Below are 23,073 nucleotides of genomic sequence, written 5' to 3' on the forward strand. Positions count from 1 at the left end.
GACCGAACCGGGGAAAGGACGAGTCGGAAACAGCACAAACCGGGGCCCGCACCTTCACGGTGCGGGCCCCGGCTGCGAGGTACGCGTCCGGCAATTAGGCCGGGACGATGTTCTCCGCCTGCGGGCCCTTCTGGCCCTGCGTGACGTCGAAGGAGACCTTCTGGCCCTCCTGGAGCTCACGGAAGCCCTGGGTGGCGATGTTGGAGTAGTGGGCGAAGACGTCGGCGCCGCCGCCGTCCTGCTCGATGAAGCCGAAGCCCTTTTCCGAGTTGAACCACTTCACGGTTCCAGTAGCCATGTCATTCTCCTAAAAGAGGTGCAGTGCCGGAAATCCGCACTTTACGAATTCCAAGTCGCCGCATTGAGCCCCATCCGGAGAAAGCCGGAAAACAATAAAGCGCCTGAGGAGGGTTCCCGTCAGGCGCACATAAAGTTCATGGGTACCAAAACTGCAACTCGGCAACCGTAGCACGTTCCGTCGGCGGGCGGCAGATCACTCCGCCCCGGCGCGCCGGGGATTCTGCTGACCAGCGCGGCACCGGGGGCCGTTCACGGCGGGTTCCGAAATCGTTCGCGGATGCTTCCCGCTCTGTTCCCCCAAGGGCTGCGGGCTCCTCGCCGGTGACGGAACCATCCATTCCGCAGACCGGGTCCCAGGTGGTCCGGCAAGGGCCGGAGGCTCTGGCCGAGGGGGTGGATTCACCCGAACGCCGCACCCGCGCAACACTCGGGCCGCTCGCCACCGCCCCCGGATCCGTGCCGGGAATTACGCCGAACGGGCAGCGCAGAGCGAGGAGGGAGCGGCGCGGGGCGGACAGCCACAGGGGCTCGGGCCCGGGCACCGTGGGACGGCACGCAGGGGCACCAGCTCCTGGCCAGGGCCGGCACCGCTGAAGCACCGACTCCTGGCCCGGGAAACGGGAGAACAGCACAGAGGCGTCGTCTCCTCGCCCGGGACAGCAGCACAGGGGCGCCGGCTCCTGGCGCGCGGAACCGCGCGCAGAGGCGCCGAAAGCCCGCGCCCTGGGCACGCCGCTCCCGGCGCGTGCCCTCAGCGGCCTCAGGGTCGCGGCGCGAGCCCGTCCAGCAGCAGCGCGAGGTACGGGCGGGCGAGGTCCCCGGGGTCGTCACCGGCGCCCTGCCCGCGCCAGGAGGCCGCGCCCCAGACCGCGTCGCGGACGAAGCGGCCGGTGAGCCGGACATCCAGATCGGCCCGGAACACCCCGTCGGCGACACCGCGCTCCAGTGTGCGGCGCAGAGCCTGCTCGAGCACCGGCCGCGCTTCGGCCAGGTGCTGGAAGCCGGGCCGTGTGACGAGGTGCGCGGCCTCGGTCCGGTAGATGGCGGCGGCGGCGAGGTTGCGCCCGATGTGGCGGAAGGACTCGGTGACCAGTGCTTCGAGGGTTTCCCGGGGGCCGAGCCCGGAGCCGAGTACGGCGTCGTACGTGGTCCGCAGCCCGGCCAGGAAGACGGAGAGGATCTCGTCGACCATCGATTCCTTCGAATCGAAGTGGTGGTAGAGGCTGCCGGCGAGCATCCCGGCCTCGTCGGCGATCCTGCGGACGGTGGTGGCGTCGTAGCCCTGTGCGGCGAAGACCTCTGCGGCGATGGCCAGCAGTTCGGGGCGGCGCTCGGGCCGGGAGGTCGCCGTGGGCTTCTTCTTGGTAGGCACTCCCCCATTGTCAGCCCGGCCGTCCGGCTCCCAGCACCGTGTGGTCGCAGGTCAGGGGGTCATGACTCCCTGACAGGAGTGTCGTCGGAGCCTCTGCGCAGGGTGCGCAGGGGATGGCCGGGGCGCCAGACCTCCACGACGAGGTCGTCGCCGTCGATCCCGGTGCGGACCACCTCGGCGAGCTCGGCGCGGAAGAGGAGGAAGGGCTCCGGCGGGGTCACCTCCTCGACGAAGCGGGCCAGCACGGTGGTGTCGGTGACCTCCACCGCCCGCCCGGAGACGCGGATGTCCCCGTCGGCCATCTCCGCGTCCGGCCCCGGGTTGGCCTGGAGGGCGAAGCGCGGGTCGCGCCGCAGGTCCAGCGCCTTGCGGGAGTTCGGCATCATGCCGAACCACAGCGCGTCCATCCGGAACTCGACCTCCAGGCCGGTGACGCGGGGAGAACCGTCCACACGCAGGGTCGCGAGGACGTGGTGCTTGTACTGCTGGAACCGTTTCCGGACAGCTTCGGCGAACGCGGGTTCCGCCACGCGGAAGTCCTGCCACGAACTCGGTGTCACGCTCGATGTCATGGGTGTCATCAAACCCCGTCAACAGGACACCCTCTGTCGTGTTTTCGCCGCGCTTCACCGGATCGGGCGCAGCCCCCTCGCGAGTGCCGTGCGCGCGTTCCCGGCGGACGGTCTCATCCGACGAGTCCTTGGGCGCGGGCCGCCGCCAGCCAGGCCGGGAATTCGGCGACCAGCCGGTCGTACAGCTCGGTGTCGGGAAGGGCGCGCGGGTCGGGTCCGGCGTGGAAGAAGCCCGCGTTGTCGATGGGCCGCTTGGCCGGTACGGCGAGTTCGTCGAGTCGGCGAAGGAAGTCGAACTGTGAGCTCCGCTTGTTGCCGAAGCCGATGAACTGCCAGAACAGTGGCAGTTTCGCGGCCTTGCAGAGGTAGCGCTCCGCCGCGTGCTTGCTGATCGGGCCGCCGTCCGTCTGGAAGACGACGAGGGCAGGGGCGGTCGAGCCGCTGTCGAGGTAGTGGTCGATGACGGCGTCCATGGCCAGGTGGTAGCTGGTCTTCCCCATGTGCCCGAGTCCGGCCACGATCGAGTCGATGCGGCCGTGGTGGTCGTCGAGGGATATGCCGGTGACGGCATCGATGTCCGTGGAGAAGAAGACCACGGGCACCCGTCCGTCGTCGTCGAGGTGGGCGGAGAGCCCGAGTACCCGGTCGGCGAGGGCCTGGACGCTGCCGTCCTTGTAGTAGTCCCTCATCGAGCCGGAGTAGTCGAGCACCAGGTAGACGGCGGCCCGTCCGCCCGTCATGCCGTGCTTCCGCAGGGACACCCGGGCGTTCTCGTAGTGGCCGGCGATGTCCGGTGCCCGCTCCCGCACCTTGTGCAGACTGATGGCCGGACCTGCGGAGTCGGGCGAGCCTGTCATGTGGGTCTCCGATCGGGCGTGGGCTTCCGCCCTGGCGGGCCGGGGAGTTCCGAGCGTATGGGACCCCGGCACCCAGGTGTGCCGCTGTTCACCGGCGTTCGCTATCTTGAGCGCCGCCGCCCCTGCGGCCTCCGTCCACGAATGAAGGAGCCGGCCATGGAGGCCGCCGCCACCACGTGTTATCGCCACCCGTCGTACGAGACGTATGTGCGCTGCACGCGCTGCGACCGGTACATCTGCCCCGACTGCATGCGTGAGGCGTCGGTCGGGCACCACTGCGTGGAGTGTGTGAAGGAGGGGCAGCGTTCGGTCCGCCAGGCCCGCTCGCTGTTCGGCGGGGCGGTTCCGTCCGCGACCACGCCGGTCGTGACGTACGTGCTGATGGTGCTGAACGTCGTCGCCTACGTCGTCGAGGTGGTCCGGTCGGAGACCGTGGACCGGTTCGGGATGCTCGGGGCGGTGCTGGTCGATCCGTCGGGCGGGCAGTACTACTACAAGGGCGAGACCTACCCTGGCTTCGAGCTGATCGGGGTGGCCGACGGGGAGTGGTACCGGCTGCTGACGGGTGCCTTCCTGCATCTGCCGCCCGACGCGTCGTTCGGTGTGATGCACCTGGTCTTCAACATGCTCGCGCTGTGGAATCTCGGCCGGGTGGTGGAGGGACAGCTGGGCCGGGCGCGGTATCTGGCGCTGTACCTGCTGTCGGCGCTGGGCGGTTCGGTGCTGGTGTACCTGGTGTCGCCGGAGACGACCGCGGTGGGCGCCTCGGGCGCGATCTTCGGGCTGGCGGCGTCCTTCTACGTCATCAGCCGGCGCCTGGGACGGGACATGCGGGCGGTCAACCGCTTCATGGCGGGGTTCCTGCTCTGGATGGTCATCTCCGCCGCGTTCACCTCGTGGGAGGGGCACCTCGGCGGTCTGGTGACCGGTGGTCTGGTGACCTACGGTCTGGCGTACGCGCCGGCGAAGCTGCGGACGTCCGCGACACAGCTGGCCGGCGGTGTGGTCCTGGTCGCGCTGCTGGCGGTGGTGGTCGCCGTGCGTACGGCTGCCCTGACGGGGGCCTGAGCGCGAACTCGCCGGTCCGTGAACCGAGTCCACCGTCTGAGACCATCGTCCCATGGTGGGAGATACGGCATCGGGGCAGGCGGGGGGCGGGAGCTCGGGGGGCGGCGGGCCGCGCCGGGGTGTCGGGCGGCTGCATCCGCTGGACTGGCTCGCGGGCGCTCTGCTGGTTCTGGGGCTGCTCGCGGTGGTGACCGGGCTGCTGCCCTCAGGCCCGGCGGCGGACGAGATGCGCCGCGTCGGGCCGCTGGTGGTATTCCTGGGCACGGTGATCGTGATGGCCGAACTGACGGGCCGGGCACAGGTCTTCGATGTGGTGGCGGCCTGGGTGGCCCGGGCGGGGCGGGGGCGCTATCCGCTGCTCTTCGGGCTGTGCGTGCTGTTCGCCTCGCTCACCACGATCACGCTGAATCTCGACACCACGGCGGTGCTGCTCACCCCGGTCATGCTGGCGCTGTCCACCCGGCTGGGGATCGCGGCGGTGCCCCTGGCGATGACGACGGTATGGCTCGCCAACACGGCGAGTCTGCTGCTGCCGGTCTCGAACCTGACCAATCTGCTGGCGGCCGACCGGGTGGCGCTCTCGCCGTCCGGTCTCGCCGCGGTGATGTGGCTGCCCCAGCTGGCGTCGATCGCCGTGACGGCGGCATGCCTGTGGATCTTCTACTGGCGGCGTGGCCGGCGCGGTGAGGGCCAGGACCGCTACACCCTGCCGGACGCGCCGGTGGCCGAGGATCCCGTTCTGCTGCGGATCTGCGCGGTGGCCTGTGCGGGCTTCCTGCTGGCGATCCTGGTGGCGGACGTCCCGCTCTGGTCGGCGTCACTGACCGCGATGGTGGTCGTCGTGGTGACGTTCGCCGTACGCCGCAGGCAGGAGTTGCGGCTGTCGTTGGTGCCGTGGCGGCTGCTGGTGCTGGTCCCGGGGATGTTCCTGGTCGTGCAGACGGTGAACGCGCACGGCCTGCACGAGCTGCTGGAGTCCGCGCTCGGCTCCGACAACGGCTTCCTGGGGATGCTGCGGTCGGCGGCGGTGGGCGCGGGGCTGTCGAACGTCCTGAACAACCTGCCGGCCTACCTGGCGGGTGAGGCGGTCGTCCCGGCGGCGAACCACGAGCAGTTGCTGGCACTGCTGATCGGCGTCAATGTGGGGCCGCTCGTCACCCCGTGGGCGTCCCTGGCGACGCTGCTCTGGTTCGAGCGGTGCCGCTGGCACGGGACGCGGATCGGCATGGGCCGCTTCCTCGGCACCGGTCTGGTGCTGTCGGTGACGGGCACCCTGGCCTCGGTCTCCGCACTGGCGCTGGTCAGCTGATCCCCCGGGCGGGGGACGCCCGGATCCCTCCGGGGCGCACGGACGCCATGGACCCGCCGTGGGCGCCGCGCCTCCGGGAGCACGTCCCGGAAACCCGCCGTGGCCGCCGGGACGCACGGACGCCACCCGCCGTGGCTGCCACCGCCCCGACGTACCGCCCCGGACGCGCCGCAGCGCCCGCCCTTGTCCGGTCGGGGACGGGGGCGGGCGCCGCGTTCAGTTCCGTACGCCGTTGTACGGGACGTCTGTGTGCCGTGATCAGACCATCAGGGAACGGTCCGTCGGGCGGATCGGGGCGTGCAGGGCGCTCGTCCCGGTCAGGAAGCGGTCCACGCCACGCGCCGCGGAGCGGCCCTCGGCGATGGCCCAGACGATGAGGGACTGGCCGCGGCCGGCGTCACCGGCGACGTAGACGCCGTCGACGTTGGTCGCGTAGTTCTCGTCGCGCGCGACGTTGCCGCGCTCGTCGAGCTCCACGCCGAACTGCTGGACGAGGCCGTTGGCCTGGTCCGTGCCGGTGAAGCCCATGGCCAGGGTCACGAGCTGGGCCGGGATGACGCGCTCGGTGCCGGCCTTCTGCTCCAGCTTGCCGTCCTTGAACTCCACCTCGATGAGGTGCAGGGACTGGACGTTGCCGTCCTCGTCGCCCTCGAAGTGGGTGGTGGAGACGGAGTAGACCCGCTCGCCGCCCTCCTCGTGCGCGGAGGTGACCTTGTAGAGCATCGGGAAGGTCGGCCACGGCTGGTTGGCGTTACGCTCCTCGCCCGGCTGCGGCATGATCTCCAGCTGGGTGACGGAGGCCGCGCCCTGGCGGTGGGCGGTGCCGACGCAGTCGGCGCCGGTGTCGCCGCCGCCGATGACGACGACGTGCTTGCCCTCGGCGGTGATCGGGGAGACCGTCAGGTCGCCCTCCTGCACCTTGTTGGCGAGCGGGAGGTACTCCATCGCGAAGTGCACGCCCTTGAGGTCCCGGCCCGGGACGGGCAGGTCTCGGGAGACGGTGGCACCGGCCGCGATGACCACGGCGTCGTAGCGGCGGCGGAGCTTGGCGGCGTCGATGTCCTTGCCGATCTCCACCTCCGTGCGGAACTTGGTGCCTTCCGCGCGCATCTGCTCGATGCGGCGGTTGATGTGCGACTTCTCCATCTTGAACTCGGGGATGCCGTAGCGGAGGAGTCCTCCGATGCGGTCCGCGCGCTCGAAGACGGCGACGGTGTGACCGGCCCGGGTCAGCTGCTGGGCTGCGGCGAGACCCGCCGGGCCCGAGCCGATGACGGCGACGGTCTTGCCGGAGAGCCGCTCGGGCGGCTGCGGGGTGACGTCGCCGCGGTCCCACGCCTTGTCGATGATGCTGACTTCGACGTTCTTGATGGTGACGGCCGGCTGGTTGATGCCGAGGACGCACGCCGACTCGCACGGGGCGGGGCAGAGGCGGCCCGTGAACTCCGGGAAGTTGTTCGTGGCGTGCAGGCGCTCGGACGCCGCCGACCAGTCCTCGCGGTAGGCGTAGTCGTTCCACTCAGGGATGAGGTTTCCGAGCGGACAGCCGTTGTGGCAGAACGGGATGCCGCAGTCCATGCAGCGGCCGGCCTGCTTGCTGATGATCGGGAGCAGCGATCCCGGAACGTAGACCTCGTTCCAGTCCTTGACGCGCTCGCCGACGGGGCGGGTCTTGGCGACCTCGCGTCCGGTGGTCAGGAAGCCCTTGGGGTCAGCCATTGGTCGCCGCCTCCATCATCTTCTCGGTGGTCTCCTGCTCGGAGAGACCGGCGAGCTCAGCGGCGTCCTTGGCGGCGAGCACTGCCTTGTAGGTGGACGGGATGATCTTGCTGAAGCGGGCGACCGAGGTGTCCCAGTCGGTCAGCAGCTTCTCGGCGACCGTGGAGCCGGTCTCCTCCTGGTGGCGGCGCACGACATCGTGCAGCCACTGCTTGTCGGTGTCGTCGAGCAGCTCGACGGCGCCGACGTTGCCGGTGTTGACGTTGTCGAGGTCGAGGTCGATGACGTACGCGATGCCGCCGGACATGCCTGCGGCGAAGTTGCGTCCGGTCTCGCCGAGGACGACGGCGTGTCCGCCGGTCATGTACTCGCAGCCGTGGTCGCCCACGCCTTCCGACACGACCGTGGCACCGGAGTTGCGGACGCAGAAGCGCTCGCCGGTCCGGCCGCGGAGGAACAGCTCGCCGCCGGTCGCACCGTAGCCGATGGTGTTGCCGGCGATGGTGGAGTACTCGGCGAGATGGTCCGCGCCGCGGTCCGGGCGGACGATGACGCGTCCGCCGGAGAGGCCCTTGCCGACGTAGTCGTTGGCGTCGCCCTCCAGGCGCAGCGTCACACCGCGCGGCACGAAGGCACCGAAGGACTGGCCCGCGGACCCGGTGAAGGTGATGTCGATGGTGTCGTCGGGCAGGCCCGCACCGCCGAACTTCTTGGTCACCTCGTGGCCGAGCATGGTGCCGACGGTCCGGTTGATGTTACGGATCGCGATCTGTGCGCGGACGGGCTGGGCGGCCTCGGCGCTGTCGGCGCCCAGGGCGTCGGCGGCGAGCTTGATCAGCTCGTTGTCGAGTGCCTTGGCCAGGCCGTGGTCCTGCTCGGCGATCTGGTGGCGCACCGCGCCCTCGGGGAGCTCGGGCACGTAGAAGAGGGGCTCGAGGTCGAGGCCCTGCGCCTTCCAGTGGGTGACGGCCCGCTCGGTGTCGAGGAGTTCGGCGTGACCGACGGCCTCCTCGATCGTGCGGAAGCCGAGCTCGGCGAGGATCTCGCGGACCTCTTCGGCGATGAACTCGAAGAAGTTGACGATGTATTCGGCCTTGCCGGAGAACCGGTCGCGCAGGACGGGGTTCTGGGTGGCGATGCCGACCGGACAGGTGTCGAGGTGGCAGACGCGCATCATGACGCAGCCGGAGACGACGAGCGGCGCGGTCGCGAAACCGAACTCCTCGGCGCCGAGCAGCGCGGCGATGACGACGTCGCGGCCGGTCTTGAGCTGGCCGTCGGTCTGGACGACGATGCGGTCGCGCAGGCCGTTGAGCAGCAGGGTCTGCTGGGTCTCGGCGAGGCCGAGTTCCCAGGGGCCGCCCGCGTGCTTGAGCGAGGTGAGCGGCGAGGCGCCCGTGCCGCCGTCGTGGCCGGAGATGAGGACGACGTCCGCGTGGGCCTTGGAGACACCCGCGGCGACCGTTCCGACGCCGACCTCGGAGACCAGCTTCACGTGGACGCGGGCCGCCGGGTTGGCGTTCTTGAGGTCGTGGATCAGCTGAGCCAGGTCCTCGATGGAGTAGATGTCGTGGTGCGGCGGGGGCGAGATCAGGCCGACGCCGGGGGTGGAGTGCCGGGTCTTCGCGACCCACGGGTAGACCTTGTGGCCGGGCAGCTGGCCGCCCTCGCCGGGCTTGGCGCCCTGCGCCATCTTGATCTGGATGTCGTCCGCGTTGACCAGGTACTCGCTGGTGACACCGAAGCGGCCGGAGGCGACCTGCTTGATGGACGAGCGGCGTGCCGGGTCGTAGAGGCGCTCGGCGTCCTCGCCGCCCTCACCGGTGTTGGACTTGCCGCCCAGCTGGTTCATGGCGATCGCGAGCGTCTCGTGCGCCTCCTGGGAGATGGAGCCGTACGACATGGCGCCGGTGGAGAAGCGCTTGACGATGTCGGCGGCGGACTCGACCTCGTCGATGGAGATCGGCTCGCGGCCGCTCTTGAAGCCGAACAGGCCGCGGAGCGTCATGAGGCGCTCGGACTGCTCGTTGACCCGGCCGGTGTACTTCTTGAAGATGTCGTACCGGCGGTTGCGGGTGGCGTGCTGGAGGCGGAAGACCGTCTCCGGGTCGAACAGGTGCGGCTCGCCCTCGCGGCGCCACTGGTACTCGCCGCCGATCTCCAGCGCGCGGTGCGAGGCGGAGATGCCGGAGGCGGGGTACGCCTTGGTGTGCCGGGCGGCGACCTCCTTGGCGACGACGTCGAGTCCGGCGCCGCCGATCTTGGTGGCGGTGCCGTTGAAGTACTGGGCGACGAATGCCTCGTCGAGGCCGACGGCCTCGAAGACCTGGGCGCCGCGGTAGGAGGCGACGGTCGAGATGCCCATCTTGGACATGACCTTCAGGACGCCCTTGCCGAGGGCGTAGATCAGGTTGCGGATGGCCAGCTCGGGCTCGATGCCCTCGATGAACGTGCCTGCGCGGACGAGGTCCTCGACGGACTCCATCGCGAGGTACGGGTTGACGGCGGCGGCGCCGTAGCCGATGAGCAGCGCGACGTGGTGGACCTCGCGGACGTCACCGGCCTCGACCAGCAGGCCCACCTGGGTGCGCTGCTTGGTGCGGATGAGGTGGTGGTGGACGGCCGAGGTGAGCAGCAGCGAGGGGATCGGCGCGTGCTCGGCGTCGGAGTGCCGGTCGGACAGGACGATGAGGCGGGCGCCGTCCTCTATGGCGGCGTCGACCTCGTTGGTGATCTGCTCGATCCGGGCGGCGAGGGCGTCGCCGCCGCCGCTGACGCGGTAGAGGCCGGACAGGGTCGCGGCCTTCATGCCCGGCATGTCGCCGTCGGCGTTGATGTGGATGAGCTTGGCCAGCTCGTCGTTGTCGATCACCGGGAAGGGCAGCGTCACCGCGCGGCACGCGGCGGCGGACGGTTCCAGGATGTTGCCCTGGGGGCCGAGCGTGGAGCGCAGCGAGGTGACGAGCTCCTCGCGGATGGCGTCCAGCGGCGGGTTGGTGACCTGGGCGAACAGCTGGGTGAAGTAGTCGAAGAGCAGCCGGGGGCGCTCGGAGAGCGCGGCGATCGGCGAGTCGGTGCCCATGGAGCCGAGGGGTTCACCGGCGGTGCGGGCCATCGGGGCGAGGAGGACGCGGAGCTCTTCCTCGGTGTAGCCGAAGGTCTGCTGGCGGCGGGTGACCGAGGCGTGGGTGTGGACGATGTGCTCGCGCTCGGGGAGGTCCTCGAGCTCGATCTCGCCGGTCTCCAGCCACTCCTGGTACGGGTTCTCGGCGGCCAGGGACGCCTTGATCTCGTCGTCCTCGATGATGCGGTGCTCGGCGGTGTCGACGAGGAACATCTTGCCGGGCTGGAGGCGGCCCTTGCGGACGACCTTGGCCGGGTCGATGTCCAGGACGCCGACCTCGGAGGAGAGGACGACGAGGCCGTCGTCGGTGACCCAGTAGCGGCCGGGGCGCAGGCCGTTGCGGTCGAGGACCGCGCCGACCTGGGTGCCGTCGGTGAAGGTGACGCAGGCCGGGCCGTCCCAGGGCTCCATCATCGTGGAGTGGTACTGGTAGAAGGCGCGGCGGGCCGGGTCCATGGAGGCGTGGTTCTCCCACGCCTCGGGGACCATCATCAGCACCGAGTGCGGCAGCGAGCGCCCGCCGAGGTGGAGCAGCTCCAGGACCTCGTCGAAGGAGGCGGAGTCGGAGGCGTCCGGGGTGCAGACGGGGAAGATCCGGTCGAGCTGCGCCTCGCCGAAGAGGCTGGAGGCGAGCTGGGACTCGCGGGCCTTCATCCAGTTGCGGTTGCCCTTGACCGTGTTGATCTCGCCGTTGTGCGCGACGAAGCGGTACGGGTGGGCGAGCGGCCAGCTGGGGAAGGTGTTGGTGGAGAAGCGGGAGTGGACCAGGGCGACCGTGGTGGCGAAGCGGCGGTCGGAGAGGTCCGGGAAGAACGGCTCCAGCTGCCCGGTGGTGAGCATGCCCTTGTAGACGATCGTGCGTGCGGAGAGCGAGGGGAAGTACACCCCGGCCTCACGCTCGGCGCGCTTGCGCAGGACGAAGGCCTTGCGGTCCAGCGCGATGCCGGTGCTGCTGCCGTCCGCGACGATCAGCTGGCGGAACTCCGGCATGACGGCGCGGGCGCCGTTGCCGAGGATGTCCGGGGTGACCGGGACCTGGCGCCAGCCGAGGACGTCGAGGCCCTCTTCGGCGGCGATCTTCTCGATCTGCTTGACGGACTCGGTGGCGTCGTCCGCGGGCAGGAAGGCGATGCCGACAGCGTATGAGCCGGCCTCGGGGAGGTCGAACCCGGTCTCTTCGCGCAGGAAGGCGTCCGGGACCTGAAGGAGAATGCCGGCGCCGTCACCCGAGTCGGGCTCGGATCCTGTGGCGCCGCGGTGTTCGAGGTTGCGCAGTACGGTCAGCGCCTGCTCGACCAGCTCATGGCTGGCCACACCGGTCAGAGTGGCCACGAACCCGACGCCACAGGCGTCGTGCTCGTTACGGGGGTCGTACATCCCCTGCTGGACAGGGCGACCGTCCATGGGCGACCAGGCGTCGGAACGCATCGGCTCTCCCGTCGTCGTCGTGGCATGTGCTGTGCCGAGGGACGACGTTGGCCCTCTGCGAAATTTCGTGCAGGTTACATGATGGAACGCTTCTCAAAAAGCGGAAAGGGTGTTCCAACATGCGGACACCACGGAGCCGTGGTGCGGGTGGGTCATGATCGGCCGGATCCTTGTGGATCACCGTCCGGGGGAGACCGCAGAGAGCGGGCGTCGTTGCCCGCGAGTGTCTACGGCTATTGCCCGGAGGTCATGGATTCGAAACCGCCGGGTAACGGCTACTTATGTGTAGCACTGCATAGCGTCTCATTTTACGGTGGGCATACCCCATCCGCCCAGTGACGTGCGTCAAGAGGTACGTCACACCGGTGCAACACCGCAAGGGGCCTGCGGAATCCCGTTCGCGGGGCGGGATCCCACAGGCACCCCCTGGGGGTGTCAGCCGACGGCGACGCCGAACAGCGAGCCCAGCCCGTACGTGATCGCCGCGGCGGAGCCGCCGAGCACGAGCTGACGCAGTCCGCTGAACCACCAGCTGCGGGCCGTCACCCTCGCCACCACCGCGCCGCAGCCGAACAGGCCGGCCAGGGCGAGCAGCACGGCGGGCCACATCTGGGTGGCACCGAGCAGGTACGGCAGTACGGGCAGCAGGGCGCCCAGGGCGAACGCACCGAAGGAGGAGACGGCTGCGACGAGCGGCGAGGGCAGGTCGCCCGGGTCGATGCCGAGCTCTTCGCGGGCGTGTATCTCGAGAGCCTGCTCCGGGTCCCTGGAGAGCTGACGCGCGACCTCCTGGGCCAGCGCGGGGTCGACCCCGCGGGACTCGTAGAGCGCGGCGAGCTCACGCATCTCGTCCTTGGGGTGTCTGCGCAGCTCGCGCCGCTCGACGGCGAGCTCGGCCTCGACGAGTTCGCGCTGGGAGGCCACGGAGGTGTACTCCCCCGCCGCCATCGAGAAGGCGCCGGCGGCGAGTCCGGCCAGGCCGGTGATGACGATGGTCTGCTGGGAGACGGCCCCTCCGGCCACGCCCGTCATCAGCGCGAGGTTGGAGACGAGACCGTCCATGGCGCCGAACACCGCGGGCCGCAGCCAGCCGCCGTTGACGTCACGGTGGGTGTGGTTGTCCCGGTGGGCCTCGTGCAGTACGGCGTCGGTCTCGATGATGGACACAGCTCTCCCCTTTTCCGGGAGCGGGCCCCGTGTTCGTCCCCCGCTCCACACCGTCGAAAGTACGCACGAAAAGGGGCTCCCGCCAGCAAGGAAGGCCGAACTTACCTGCCTTCGGGGCGTCACCCGTGCGGCCGATTTGTGCGAGATCGGGCCTCTCTTCGGCCCATGCGGGGAAACCTCGCATATCCGGTTGTTCCGGGTGCGAGCGAAGGGTCGACACGATGGAGCTCATGGCGGACGGTCCGGCGGCGGGCACGGGTGACCGGGCCCGGGGGGCGTTGCTGGGGCTCGCGGTGGGGGACGCGCTCGGCGCCCCTGCGGAGAACCTGCGCCCGTCCGAGATCCGCCGCCGCTGGGGCCGCATCGAGGGCTTCGTCAGCGACGATCCGGCCGGGACCGACGACACCGAGTACGCGATCTTCTCCGGGCTCCTGCTGGCCAGGCACGGCTCGGCACTCACCGTCTCGCACGTCGAGCGGGCCTGGCACCACTGGATCGCCGATCTGGACGAGGGCCCGTTCCGGGGTGCCGGCTTCAGCGAGCGCGGCACGCTGGAGAACCTGCGGCGCGGTCTCGCCGCCCCGATCTCGGCCCAGCACCGGCACGCCTGGAGCGACGGTCTCGCGATGCGGGCGGCGCCGTTCGGGGTCTTCGCGGCGGGCCGGCCGGCCGAGGCCGCCCGTCTGGTGGCGGTGGACGGGCGGGTGAGCCATGACGGCGAGGGCATCTACGGCGGGCAGGCGGTCGCGGCGGGGGTGGCGGCCGCGATGGTGGGGGCGGGGCTCGCCTCCGTGATCGCCGCCGCGCTCTCGGTCGTACCGATGGACTCCTGGACGGCCCGGTCGCTGCGCCGTGCGGTCTCGGCGGCGCAGCGACCGTATCCGGACCGGCTGGCCGCGGAACGCGCGGTGCGCTCAGCCGTGGTGATCGGCGGCTACCCGTGGACGGATCTGGCGCCGGAGGCGGTGGGCCTGGCCTTCGGCGCCCTGACGGCGGCGCGCGGTGATTTCCGTACGGCGGTGCTCACGGCCGTGAACATGGGCCGGGACGCCGACACCACGGCCGCCGTGGCGGGGGCGCTGGCCGGCGCTCTGCACGGGGCGTCGGCGATCCCCCGGGACTGGGCGGCGGCGATCGGCCCGGTACGGGGCAGCTGCCTGCCGTCCATGCGGGGATATCACGTGCTGGACATCGCGGAGCTGCTGACGCCGGACGACGGGGAGGACGCTCCGGAGGAGCAGCCCGCCCCGGACGGGGAGCCCGCCCCGGCGCCCCGCTCCCCGCAGCACGGGGCCCTCGGCGCCCCTCCGTCCGGCGGGCGGCACCCCGGCGCCCCGCGGCACGCACCGGTATCCACGGGACCGGTCGCTCCGGCCTCCGGCGCCCGTTCGGATGCCCGGTGACAGGCGCCCGCCCCTCCTCGAAGGGCATGCCCACGGCACCGGCGGAGTCCGTCCCTCAGGGCGCGCCCGCCGCACCGGCGGAGTCCGCCTCGCACGTGGCCATCCGGATCACCGCCGAACCGGCGGCCCCGGACGCCGGGGGAGGGCGCGCCGCACCGGACAGGCGGGCCAGGATCGAGGGGCTGCTGCTCGGGCTGGCCGCCGGCGACGCCGCCGGGTGGCCGGCCGCGCGGCACAGGGCCGCGCGGATGCCGGAGTGGACGAGGCGGCTCACCCGGGAGCTGGACACCTTCGCGGAGCAGAACGCGACGACGACGCTGCCCGTGCCGATCGCCCTCAACCAGCCGCCGGAACCGCTGAGGCTCGGCCCGTCCGACGACGCCGAGTGGGCCGCGTTCGCCGCCCGGACCGTGCTCGCCGCCGCAGCCGACCACGCGCCGGACCTCTCCCCCGGCCGGCGGATGCGGGACGCGGTGGACCGGTCGTGGAACGCGCTCGCCGCGAAGGTCGCCGCCGCGAGTGCCCGGGCGTCCGAGGTCGAGTCGGCCGTCCTTCCGCTCCGGGCCCGGATCTCCGTACGGGCCGGGCTCGGCAATCTGGCCGCCGGGCTGCGCCCTCCCGCCACCGGCCACGACAATCCGCACTACTTCGACGACGCGGCCTGTGTGCGTGCCGCGGTGCTCGCCGTCGTACACCCCGGTGACCCCGCGGCGGCGGCCGGGCTCGCCGAGTTCGACGCCCGGTACACCCAGGACGGTGACGGGGTGCACGGCGCCCGCGCCGTGGCCGCCGCGATCGCGCTGGCCCTGGCCGGGGCGGACGTGGACACGGCGGTGAACGCCGCGCTCGACCAGCTGCCCGAGGGAACCGAGATCGCCCGCAACGCCGTGCACGCCGTGCGCCTGGCCCGGGAGTTCGCGGACGAGGCCGCGGGCGCCTTCGCCCTCGTCCCCGTGCTGGAGCATCAGATCGTGGACCACGTCTACAGCTACGGGATCGCCGCGGCCGAGACCGTGCCCGTCGCCCTGGCCCTTGCGACCGCGGCCCGGGGCGAGTTCGCCCAGGCCGTCCCCGCCGCCGCCTGCCTGTCGCGGGTCGCGGACTCGGCGCCCGCGCTCGCCGGTGCCCTGACCGGGGCGCTCGGCGGGGCGGCGACCGTGCCCTCGGGCTGGCGGGAGGCCTGCCGGACGCTCGCCGGGTGTGCGCTGCCCCGGCTGGCCGGCACGGACCTCATCGAACTCGCCGGGCTGCTGGCAGCCACGGAACCGGTCACCCCGGGTGGACAATTCCGGCATGACACACAAAACATCCGAACCGTCCGTGGCCGGCACGACCACCACGACGCCCACCCTGGATGAACGCATCACCGGAGCCCTCGTCGGCGCGGCCGTGGGGGACGCCCTCGGCGGCCCCGTCGAGGGCTGGAGCCCCGAGCAGATCAGCGAGCGTCACGGCGGCCGGGTGACCGGCATCGTCGGGCCCTGGTACGGCGACGACTGGCGCACCGCACGCCCCATCGCCCCGTACCACAAGGGCGACGGACACGTCACCGACGACACCCTCATGACCCATGCGCTGGTCCGGGTGTACGAGACGGTGCGGGGCCATCTCGACGCGTACGCCGTCGCGGACCACCTCGTGCCTGATCTGATGTCACGGCCCCGGTGGATCCCGGAACTGGAGGCCGAGGCGCTCCCCCTCCAGCGGATCTTCCTGGCGGAGAAGTGGATCGTCACGCGGCTGCACTACGGGCACGCCGACCCCCGCGAGGCCGGCTCGGGAAACATCGTCAACTGCGGGGCGGCGATGTACATGGCCCCGGTCGGCCTGGTGAACGCCGCCCACCCGGAGGCGGCGTACGCGGAGGCGCTGGATGTCGCGGGCGCCCACCAGTCCTCGTACGGGCGGGAGGCGGCCGGGGTGCTGGCCGCGGCCGTCGCCGCCGCGTGCGCCCCGGACGCCAGCCCCGCCTCCGTCGTCGAGAGCGCACTGGCCCTCGCCAAGGACGGCACCCGGGAAGCGATCGAGTCGGTGTGCGAAGTGGCCTCCCGATACACCGACTTCGAGTCCGCCCTGGTGCCGCTGAGAGCCGCCGTCGCCCCCTTCGACACGGTGGGGCCCCGCTACCGCGACCCCTCGCTCGGGGCCCGGCGGCCCTCCCGGCTGCACTCCGTCGAGGAACTTCCGGTCGCACTCGGCATGCTGCTCGTCGGCGACGGCGACTACCGGCACACGGTGCTCGGCTCGGTGAACTACGGCCGCGACTGCGACTCGATCGCCACGATGAGCGGCGCGCTCGCGGGTGCGCTCCACGGCGAGCGGCCGATCCCCGAGACGTGGGTGAAGACGGTCGCCGAGGCCAGCCGCCTCGATCTGCACGCCCCGGCCCGGGCACTCGCGGAAGTGGCCCGCGAGATCTTCGTACGGGACACGAAGCGGCGCCGCGCGCACGAGGCGGCGTTCGCCGTGCTGACGGGCGACGGGCGGTGAGCGTACGCCTGACATGGGTCCAGCCCGAGGACCTGGTGGGCCACGAGCTGCGACAGGCCGCGCAGGACGGCCGGGACACCGGGGACGTCGAACAGCGCTGGTACGCGGCGGGCGGCGCCCCGGCCCCGGAGCGCGCGGGGGCCTCGGAGCCCTCGCCGCGCCGGCTGCGCGCACTCGCCGGGCGGCTGCTGGACGAACTCGCCCTGCTGGACTGCCCGTCGGCCGGCGACGAGCCGACCGGCCTGACCGCGATCCGGGCCGCCTGTCCGCGCTGGCCCGCCCCGAGCACCGAGCCGGTCTCCGTCGGACCCGACCGGCTCCACGCGGCCTGGCTGGGCCGGGCGGCGGGCTGCCTGCTGGGCAAACCGGTCGAGAAGCTGCCGCTGGCCGGCATCCGCGCCCTGGCCCGCGCCACCGGCAACTGGCCGCTCACCACCTGGTTCACGGCCCGGGGGCTGCCCGGTGAGCTGAGCACCGCCTACCCCTGGAACCGCCGCTCGGCACCCACCTCACTGGCGGAGAACATCGACGGGATGCCGGAGGACGACGACCTCAACTTCCCCTTGATGACCGTGCTGTTGCTCCAGAGACACGGACGCGGGTTCAGCACGTCCGACCTCGCGCGGCTGTGGCTCGACGAACTCCCGGCGGGCCGGGTCTTCACCGCCGAGCGCATCGCGTACCGGAATCTGCTCGACGGCATCGAGCCGCCGGACACCGCACGTCACCGCAACCCGTTCCGGGAGTGGATCGGCGCTCAGATCCGGGCCGACGTCCACGGCTGGACGAATCCCGGTGACCCTGGGGCCGCCGCGGAACAGGCCCACCGGGACGCGGTCCTCACCCACACGGCCAACGGGGTGTACGGGGCGATGTTCACCGCCGCCGCCCTGGCGGAGGCGGCGGGCGGCGGGACGGATGTGCACGGCTGTCTGGCAGCGGGGCTGCGTGTGGTGCCGCCCCGGTCCCGGTACGCGCGCGCGGTGCGCCTGGGCATCGGGACGGCGCGCGCCGAACGGGACTTCGACACCGTCGTGGACCGCCTCCACGACGCCTACGGACCCACCCACCACTGGGTGCACGTCCTGCCCAACGCGGCCCTGCTCGCCGCCGCCCTCACCCATGCGGACGGGGACTTCGGCCGCTCGATCGGCTGCGCGGTGTCCGGCGGCTGGGACACCGACTCGAACGGTGCGACCGCCGGCTCTCTCGCGGGCCTGCTGGCCGGGCGGGCCACCGCTCTGCCGGACCACTGGACCGCCCCGCTCAAGAACCGCCTCGCCACATCCGTACCCGGATTCGACTCCGTCGGCTTCGACACCCTCGCGGAACTGACCTGTCAGGAGGTACGCCGCCCATGACGGCGATCGTGGTGCTCGGCAGCACCAACATGGACCTGGTCGCCTACGTCGCCCGGGCACCCTGGCACGGGGAGACCGTCACAGGACGGGAGTTCCGGACCGTCCCCGGGGGCAAGGGGGCCAACCAGGCCGTCGCCGCGGCGCGCGCCGGAGGCGACGTCGTGATGATCGGTGCGGTCGGGACCGACGAATACGGCTCGCTGCTCCGGACGAATCTTGAGCACTCCGGCGTGGACACGGATCTGCTTCACACCGTCGCGGGGCCCAGCGGCACCGCGCACATCGTCGTGGACGACGAGGGGGCCAACTCGATCGTGGTGGTCCCCGGCGCGAACGGTTCGGTGACCACGCTCGGCCCCGGCGAGAAGGCGGCCGTCGCGGCCGCGGGTCTGCTGCTCCTGCAACTGGAACTCCCGATGGCCGCCGTGACCGAAGCGGCGCGCACGGCGAAGGCACGAGGGGTCAGGACCATCCTCACCCCCTCCCCCGTGCAGCCGCTGCCGTCCGACCTCCTGGACGCCGTCGGCCTGCTCATCCCCAACGAGCACGAGGCCACGGCGCTCACCGGCTGCGACGAACCGCACGCGGCCGCGCAGATCCTGCTCCGGGAGGTCCCCGAGGTCGTGATCACACTCGGCCGGAAGGGCTGCCTGTACGCGGCCCGGGGCGGCGAACCCGTCCTCTTCCCGGCCCCCGAGGTCACCGCCGTCGACACGACCGGCGCCGGGGACACCTTCGTCGGCACGCTCGCCGTGGCGCTCGGCGAGGGCCGGTCCGTGCCGGAGGCGGTGGCCTGGGCGTCCTCGGCCGCCGCTCTCTGCGTGCAGAAGCCCGGCGCCTCCACTTCCATGCCCTATCGCAGAGAGATCGATGCCGCATGACCGCAGCCGCTCCCACGACACCGCCGCTCGCCGGTCTGAGGGTCCTGGACCTCGCAACGCTCTTCGCCGGGCCGCTCGCGGCCACCATGCTCGGGGACTTCGGGGCCGAGGTCATCAAGGTCGAGCACCCTCTGAAGCCGGATCCCTCGCGCGGGCACGGCCCCTCGAAGGACGGGATCGGCCTGTGGTGGAAGCTGCTCGGCCGCAACAAGCGCACGCTGACGCTCGACCTGTCCGCACCCGGCGGCCGGGACGTCCTGCTGCGGCTGGCCGCCGACACCGATGTGATCATCGAGAACTTCCGGCCGGGCACCCTGGAACGCTGGGGACTGGGCTGGGAGGAACTGCGCGCCGTCAACCCACGGCTGGTGCTGGCCCGGGTCACGGGCTTCGGCCAGAACGGGCCGTACGCCCACCGGCCCGGCTTCGGCACGCTCGCCGAGGCGATGAGCGGCTTCGCCGCCGTCACCGGGGAGCCGGACGGGCCGCCGACGCTGCCGCCGTTCGGGCTCGCCGACTCGATCGCCGCTCTCGCCACGGCGTACGCCGTGATGACGGCACTGGCCGGACGTGACCGCACCGGGGCCGGGCAGGTGGTGGACATGGCGATCATCGAGCCGATCCTGACCGTGCTGGGGCCGCAGCCGCTCTGGTACGACCAGCTCGGCTACGTCCAGCCGCGCACGGGAAACCGCTCCCGTAACAACGCCCCGCGCAACACCTACCGCACCGCCGACGGCCACTGGGTCGCCGTCTCGACCTCCGCGCAGTCGGTCGCGGAGCGCGTGATGCGTCTGGTGGGGCGTCCGGAGCTGATCGAGGAGCCGTGGTTCTCCGCGGGGAGCACCCGCGCGGAACACGCCGACGAGCTCGACGAGGCGGTGGGCCACTGGATCGCCCGGCGCACCAGGGAGGAGGCGGTGGACGCGTTCGAGAAGGCCGAGGCGGCCATCGCGCCGATCCACGACGTGCGGGACGTGATGGAGGATCCCCAGTACCGGGCGCTGGGCACGATCACCGAGGTCGACGATCCGGAGCTGGGCCCCCTGCGGATGCAGAACGTGCTGTTCCGGCTCTCGGAGACACCGGGGGCGATCCGCTGGGCAGGCCGGCCGCACGGGGCGGACACGGACGAGATCCTCGCGGAGGCAGGCCTCTCCGCGCCGGCGGTCGCGGCGCTCCGGGACGAGGGCGCGCTGTGAGCGGCCCGGCGGTGGCTCTGACCTGGCTGTACGTTCCCGGGGACCGGCCCGATGTGGTCCGCAAGGCGCTCGGCTCGGGCGCGGACGTGGTGATCGTCGACCTTGAGGACGCCGTGGCCCCGGACCGTAAGGAGTACGCGCGCCGGGCGACCGCGGAGCTGCTCTCGGATGCGGTCACGGTGGACCCGATGGCGGTGCCGGTCCATGTCCGGGTCCACGGCGAGGACGACGTGAAGGCGCTGGCGGGACTGCCAGGGCTGTCCGGGATACGACTGCCCAAGATCACCCATGCGGCGTCCGTGCATCATGTCGAGGCCCTGGCGCCGGGTGTTCCGCTGTATCCGCTGCTGGAGTCGGCACTGGCGATCGAGCACGCGTACTCGATCGCCGGGGCGCACCACTCCGTGCGGGGCATCGCGTTGGGCGAGGCGGATCTCCGGGCGGATCTCGGGGTCCGGGACGATGCCGGCCTCGACTGGCCGCGCAGCCGTGTGGTGATCGCCGCACGGGCCGCAGGACTCGACCCGCCCGTGATGTCGGTGTACCCCGACGTCCGGGACCTTTCCGGGCTGCGGTCGTCCTGTGCGCACGGGAGGGGTCTCGGCATGCTCGGCCGGTCGGCGATCCATCCCCGGCAGCTGCCGGTCATCGAGCGGGCGTTCCGGCCCACGGCACGGGAGGTCGAGGCGGCGGAGCAGATCCTGGAGGCGTCCCGGACCGAGGCGGGCGCGCAGGCCCTGCCGGACGGGAGGTTCGTCGATGCCGCGGTGGTGGCGACCGCGGAGCGCACGCTCTCACTGGCGCGGCGGCGGTGAGGCCGTGGCACGTGTGAAGGGGCCGCCGGACCTGTGCGGTCCGGCGGCCCCTTCGTTGTCTGCGGAGCGTCAGCTCCTGTCGGCCTTCTGGGGGGTCTCGCCGGCCTCCGACCCCGTCGCCTGCGCGTCCGGGGCACCGGCGCCGTCCTCCGAGGAGGAATCGGTTTCCGGGGAAGAGGCGTCGGCGGAGGCGTCGGCGTCCGTGGAGGAGCCTGCGTCCGTGGTCTTCTCGCCGTCCTTGGCCAGGTCCGCCACGGCGGGCTCGACGATCTCTTCGCGGCCCGGGCGCGTCTTCGCCGAGATCACGATGTACGTCACCGCGAGCACGAACACGATGATCGCCGTCCACACGTTGAGCCGGAGGCCCAGCACGTGGTGCGCCTCGTCGACGCGCATGTATTCGATCCAGCCGCGGCCGGCGCAGTACGCGGCGACGTAGAGCGCGAAGGCACGGCCGTGTCCGAGCTTGAAGCGGCGGTCCGCCCAGACGACCAGGACAGCGACGCCGACGCACCACAGGGACTCGTAGAGGAACGTCGGGTGGTAGGTGCCGGCGACCCGGTTCGTGCCCTCGCTGATCTCCAGCGCCCAGGGCACGTCCGTCGGCTTGCCGTACAGCTCCTGGTTGAACCAGTTGCCCCAGCGGCCGATGGCCTGGGCGAGGGCGATACCGGGGGCCAGCGCGTCCGCCCAGGCGGGAAGCGGGATCCCACGGCGTCGGCAGCCGATCCAGGCACCGACCGCGCCCAGCGCGATCGCGCCCCAGATACCGAGGCCGCCCTCCCAGATCTTGAAGGCGTCCACCCAGTTCTCACCGTCGCTGAAGTACAGCTGGTAGTCGGTGATCACGTGGTAGAGCCTGCCGCCGACCAGGCCGAAGGGCACGGCCCAGACGGCGATGTCGGCGACGGTGCCGGCTTTGCCGCCCCTGGCGATCCAGCGCTTGTTGCCGAACCAGACGGCGACGAAGACACCGATGATGATGCAGAACGCGTAGCCGCGGAGCGGGATCGGGCCGAGCTCGATCACGCCGGTCGACGGGCTGGGAATGAAGGCAAGGTTCATGACGAGGTCGACGCTACCCTGCCGGACGGGACGTACGGCAAGCCGTCCGGCAACTTCTGGGTAACGGGAACTCCGGCGGAGCATCCGCCGGAGCGCCCTGCTTGCCTATGGCGTGGCCCCGGGGGTGGCCGGTTTCTTGCCCTTGTTCGCCTCCGCGACCCACTTCTTGAGGTTGGCTACGGAGATCTGCTCGGCCCCCTTCTTCGGGAAGATCGAGTCGCCGTTGAGCAACGCCGTCGGCGTGCCCTCGAACCCGCCCTCGGTGAACGCCTTGTTGGACTTCTCGACCCAGCTGTCGTGTGTGCCGTCCTCCACACAGCTGCGGAAGGCGGGCGTGTCCAGGCCGTCCACCTTGCCGGCCAGCTCGATCAGCTTGCCGTTGTCACCGAAGGTGTCGTCCGTCTCCGCGGGCTGATTGCGGTAGAGGACGTCGTGGTACGGGGCGAACTTGCCCACGTCCTGGGCGCAGGCGGCCGCGTTGGCCGCGCGAAGCGACCCGCTGCCGCCGAGATTGCCGTCGATGATCGTGGCGAGGTGGTACTCCACCTTGAGCTGGCCGCTGTCCGCGAGCTCCGTGATCGTGTCGCGGAAGGCGTTCTCGAACTGGGCGCAGACCGGGCAGCGGAAGTCCTCCCAGATCGTGAGCGTGGACGGCGCGTCGTCGGCTCCGACCTGGAGGGCGAGCCCGTCCTCCCCCATCGCCCCGGAAGGGGTGACGGCCGGACCCGCCTCGCTGTCCTCGTCGTTCTTGCCCGCGTTGGCGGCGATCACGCCGATCACGGCGGCCAGCGCGAGCACCCCCACCACGGCGGTCGAGACGATCAGCGTGCGGCGTCGGCGCTCCCGTGCCCGGTCCTGCTCACGCTGCTGGGCGAGCCGGTCACGCGCGGCTCTTCTTCGGTCTTGGTTCTTCTCGCTCACATTGCGTGAACGAACCGGG

The 23,073-nt window shown here is 71.6% G+C and carries 18 protein-coding genes; 9 read left to right on the top strand and 9 right to left on the bottom strand.

Translation table 11 applies throughout. The features are described 5' to 3' along the window. Positions 1-94: 94 nt before the first annotated feature. The 4 genes from HED23_RS24945 to HED23_RS24960 all read right to left on the bottom strand — a co-directional run bounded on the left by HED23_RS24945 (position 95) and on the right by HED23_RS24960 (position 3,101). The gene (locus tag HED23_RS24945; RefSeq protein ID WP_015607926.1) at positions 95-298 is read right to left on the bottom strand and encodes a cold-shock protein; all 204 of its coding nucleotides are present in this window, start codon (positions 296-298) and stop codon (positions 95-97) included. Between the two features lie 762 nt (positions 299-1,060). After that, entirely contained in the window at positions 1,061-1,672 is a 612-nt protein-coding gene (locus tag HED23_RS24950) for a TetR/AcrR family transcriptional regulator (RefSeq protein WP_203185618.1), read from the bottom strand. Positions 1,673-1,731: 59 nt separating this feature from the next. Continuing rightward, entirely contained in the window at positions 1,732-2,253 is a 522-nt protein-coding gene (locus HED23_RS24955) for a pyridoxamine 5'-phosphate oxidase family protein (protein ID WP_203185619.1), read from the bottom strand. 104 nt (positions 2,254-2,357) lie between these two features. After that, positions 2,358-3,101: a vWA domain-containing protein gene (locus HED23_RS24960; RefSeq protein WP_203185620.1), complete on the bottom strand. Its 744-nt coding sequence runs from the start codon at positions 3,099-3,101 to the stop codon at positions 2,358-2,360. A 156-nt stretch (positions 3,102-3,257) separates the two neighbouring features. Here HED23_RS24960 and HED23_RS24965 point away from each other — a divergent pair, with 156 nt between their 5' ends. Together HED23_RS24965 and HED23_RS24970 are read left to right on the top strand one after the other, a co-directional pair. Further along, positions 3,258-4,169, top strand: a complete 912-nt coding sequence (locus HED23_RS24965) for a rhomboid family intramembrane serine protease (protein ID WP_203185621.1) — start codon at positions 3,258-3,260, stop codon at positions 4,167-4,169. 52 nt (positions 4,170-4,221) lie between these two features. Further along, positions 4,222-5,478: an SLC13 family permease gene (locus HED23_RS24970; RefSeq protein WP_238442100.1), complete on the top strand. Its 1,257-nt coding sequence runs from the start codon at positions 4,222-4,224 to the stop codon at positions 5,476-5,478. Positions 5,479-5,736: 258 nt separating this feature from the next. On the opposite strand, the gene HED23_RS24975 is transcribed toward HED23_RS24970, so the two are convergent. From HED23_RS24975 to HED23_RS24985, 3 genes are all read right to left on the bottom strand, one after another. After that, on the bottom strand, positions 5,737-7,197 hold the full coding sequence (locus HED23_RS24975) for a glutamate synthase subunit beta (protein ID WP_203185622.1): 1,461 nt from the start codon (positions 7,195-7,197) through the stop codon (positions 5,737-5,739). Further along, positions 7,190-11,749: a glutamate synthase large subunit gene (gene gltB, locus HED23_RS24980; RefSeq protein ID WP_203185623.1), complete on the bottom strand. Its 4,560-nt coding sequence runs from the start codon at positions 11,747-11,749 to the stop codon at positions 7,190-7,192. The genes HED23_RS24975 and gltB overlap by 8 nt, the downstream gene beginning before the upstream one ends. A 435-nt stretch (positions 11,750-12,184) precedes the next feature. Further along, a complete protein-coding gene (locus tag HED23_RS24985; protein WP_203185624.1) occupies positions 12,185-12,916 on the bottom strand; it encodes a VIT1/CCC1 transporter family protein in 732 nt (243 codons plus the stop codon). A gap of 221 nt (positions 12,917-13,137) precedes the next feature. On the opposite strand from HED23_RS24985, the gene HED23_RS24990 reads away from it, so the two are divergent. The 7 genes from HED23_RS24990 to HED23_RS25020 are packed head-to-tail and all read left to right on the top strand — an operon-like array spanning position 13,138 to position 21,068. Then, entirely contained in the window at positions 13,138-14,319 is a 1,182-nt protein-coding gene (locus HED23_RS24990) for an ADP-ribosylglycohydrolase family protein (protein WP_203185625.1), read from the top strand. Positions 14,320-14,345: 26 nt separating this feature from the next. Continuing rightward, a complete protein-coding gene (locus HED23_RS24995; protein WP_238442101.1) occupies positions 14,346-15,677 on the top strand; it encodes an ADP-ribosylglycohydrolase family protein in 1,332 nt (443 codons plus the stop codon). Further along, positions 15,613-16,809: an ADP-ribosylglycohydrolase family protein gene (locus HED23_RS25000; RefSeq protein WP_203185626.1), complete on the top strand. Its 1,197-nt coding sequence runs from the start codon at positions 15,613-15,615 to the stop codon at positions 16,807-16,809. The genes HED23_RS24995 and HED23_RS25000 overlap by 65 nt, the downstream gene beginning before the upstream one ends. After that, positions 16,806-18,170: an ADP-ribosylglycohydrolase family protein gene (locus tag HED23_RS25005; protein WP_203185627.1), complete on the top strand. Its 1,365-nt coding sequence runs from the start codon at positions 16,806-16,808 to the stop codon at positions 18,168-18,170. The genes HED23_RS25000 and HED23_RS25005 overlap by 4 nt, the downstream gene beginning before the upstream one ends. Then, on the top strand, positions 18,167-19,051 hold the full coding sequence (rbsK, locus tag HED23_RS25010; protein WP_203185628.1) for a ribokinase: 885 nt from the start codon (positions 18,167-18,169) through the stop codon (positions 19,049-19,051). The genes HED23_RS25005 and rbsK overlap by 4 nt, the downstream gene beginning before the upstream one ends. Continuing rightward, entirely contained in the window at positions 19,048-20,253 is a 1,206-nt protein-coding gene (locus tag HED23_RS25015) for a CaiB/BaiF CoA transferase family protein (protein WP_203185629.1), read from the top strand. Before rbsK ends, HED23_RS25015 begins: the two co-directional genes overlap by 4 nt. After that, a complete protein-coding gene (locus HED23_RS25020) occupies positions 20,250-21,068 on the top strand; it encodes an HpcH/HpaI aldolase/citrate lyase family protein (RefSeq protein ID WP_203185630.1) in 819 nt (272 codons plus the stop codon). The genes HED23_RS25015 and HED23_RS25020 overlap by 4 nt, the downstream gene beginning before the upstream one ends. Before the next feature lie 69 nt (positions 21,069-21,137). Here HED23_RS25020 and lgt read toward each other — a convergent pair whose 3' ends face one another. Beyond that, on the bottom strand, positions 21,138-22,133 hold the full coding sequence (gene lgt / locus HED23_RS25025) for a prolipoprotein diacylglyceryl transferase (protein ID WP_238442102.1): 996 nt from the start codon (positions 22,131-22,133) through the stop codon (positions 21,138-21,140). A 105-nt stretch (positions 22,134-22,238) separates the two neighbouring features. Beyond that, positions 22,239-23,054 (bottom strand): thioredoxin domain-containing protein, encoded by an 816-nt coding sequence (locus HED23_RS25030; RefSeq protein ID WP_203185631.1) that lies wholly within the window; start codon positions 23,052-23,054, stop codon positions 22,239-22,241. Between the last annotated feature and the right edge of the window lie 19 nt (positions 23,055-23,073).

Origin of the sequence: Streptomyces pratensis (assembly GCF_016804005.1) — a bacterium.
GTDB classification, from domain to species: domain Bacteria; phylum Actinomycetota; class Actinomycetes; order Streptomycetales; family Streptomycetaceae; genus Streptomyces; species Streptomyces pratensis_A.

What these genes read in the sequence shown, in the direction of transcription:
- HED23_RS24960 (WP_203185620.1), bottom strand. Translation starts at nt 3,101, where the DNA reads ATGACAGGCTCGCCCGACTCCGCAGGTCCGGCCATCAGTCTGCACAAG.
- HED23_RS24970 (WP_238442100.1), top strand. Translation starts at nt 4,222, where the DNA reads ATGGTGGGAGATACGGCATCGGGGCAGGCGGGGGGCGGGAGCTCGGGG.
- HED23_RS24965 (WP_203185621.1), top strand. Translation starts at nt 3,258, where the DNA reads ATGGAGGCCGCCGCCACCACGTGTTATCGCCACCCGTCGTACGAGACG.
- HED23_RS24945 (WP_015607926.1), bottom strand. Translation starts at nt 298, where the DNA reads ATGGCTACTGGAACCGTGAAGTGGTTCAACTCGGAAAAGGGCTTCGGC.
- HED23_RS24995 (WP_238442101.1), top strand. Translation starts at nt 14,346, where the DNA reads ATGCCCACGGCACCGGCGGAGTCCGTCCCTCAGGGCGCGCCCGCCGCA.
- HED23_RS24990 (WP_203185625.1), top strand. Translation starts at nt 13,138, where the DNA reads ATGGAGCTCATGGCGGACGGTCCGGCGGCGGGCACGGGTGACCGGGCC.
- lgt (WP_238442102.1), bottom strand. Translation starts at nt 22,133, where the DNA reads ATGAACCTTGCCTTCATTCCCAGCCCGTCGACCGGCGTGATCGAGCTC.
- HED23_RS25000 (WP_203185626.1), top strand. Translation starts at nt 15,613, where the DNA reads ATGACACACAAAACATCCGAACCGTCCGTGGCCGGCACGACCACCACG.
- HED23_RS25015 (WP_203185629.1), top strand. Translation starts at nt 19,048, where the DNA reads ATGACCGCAGCCGCTCCCACGACACCGCCGCTCGCCGGTCTGAGGGTC.
- gltB (WP_203185623.1), bottom strand. Translation starts at nt 11,749, where the DNA reads ATGCGTTCCGACGCCTGGTCGCCCATGGACGGTCGCCCTGTCCAGCAG.
- rbsK (WP_203185628.1), top strand. Translation starts at nt 18,167, where the DNA reads ATGACGGCGATCGTGGTGCTCGGCAGCACCAACATGGACCTGGTCGCC.
- HED23_RS24955 (WP_203185619.1), bottom strand. Translation starts at nt 2,253, where the DNA reads ATGACACCCATGACATCGAGCGTGACACCGAGTTCGTGGCAGGACTTC.
- HED23_RS24975 (WP_203185622.1), bottom strand. Translation starts at nt 7,197, where the DNA reads ATGGCTGACCCCAAGGGCTTCCTGACCACCGGACGCGAGGTCGCCAAG.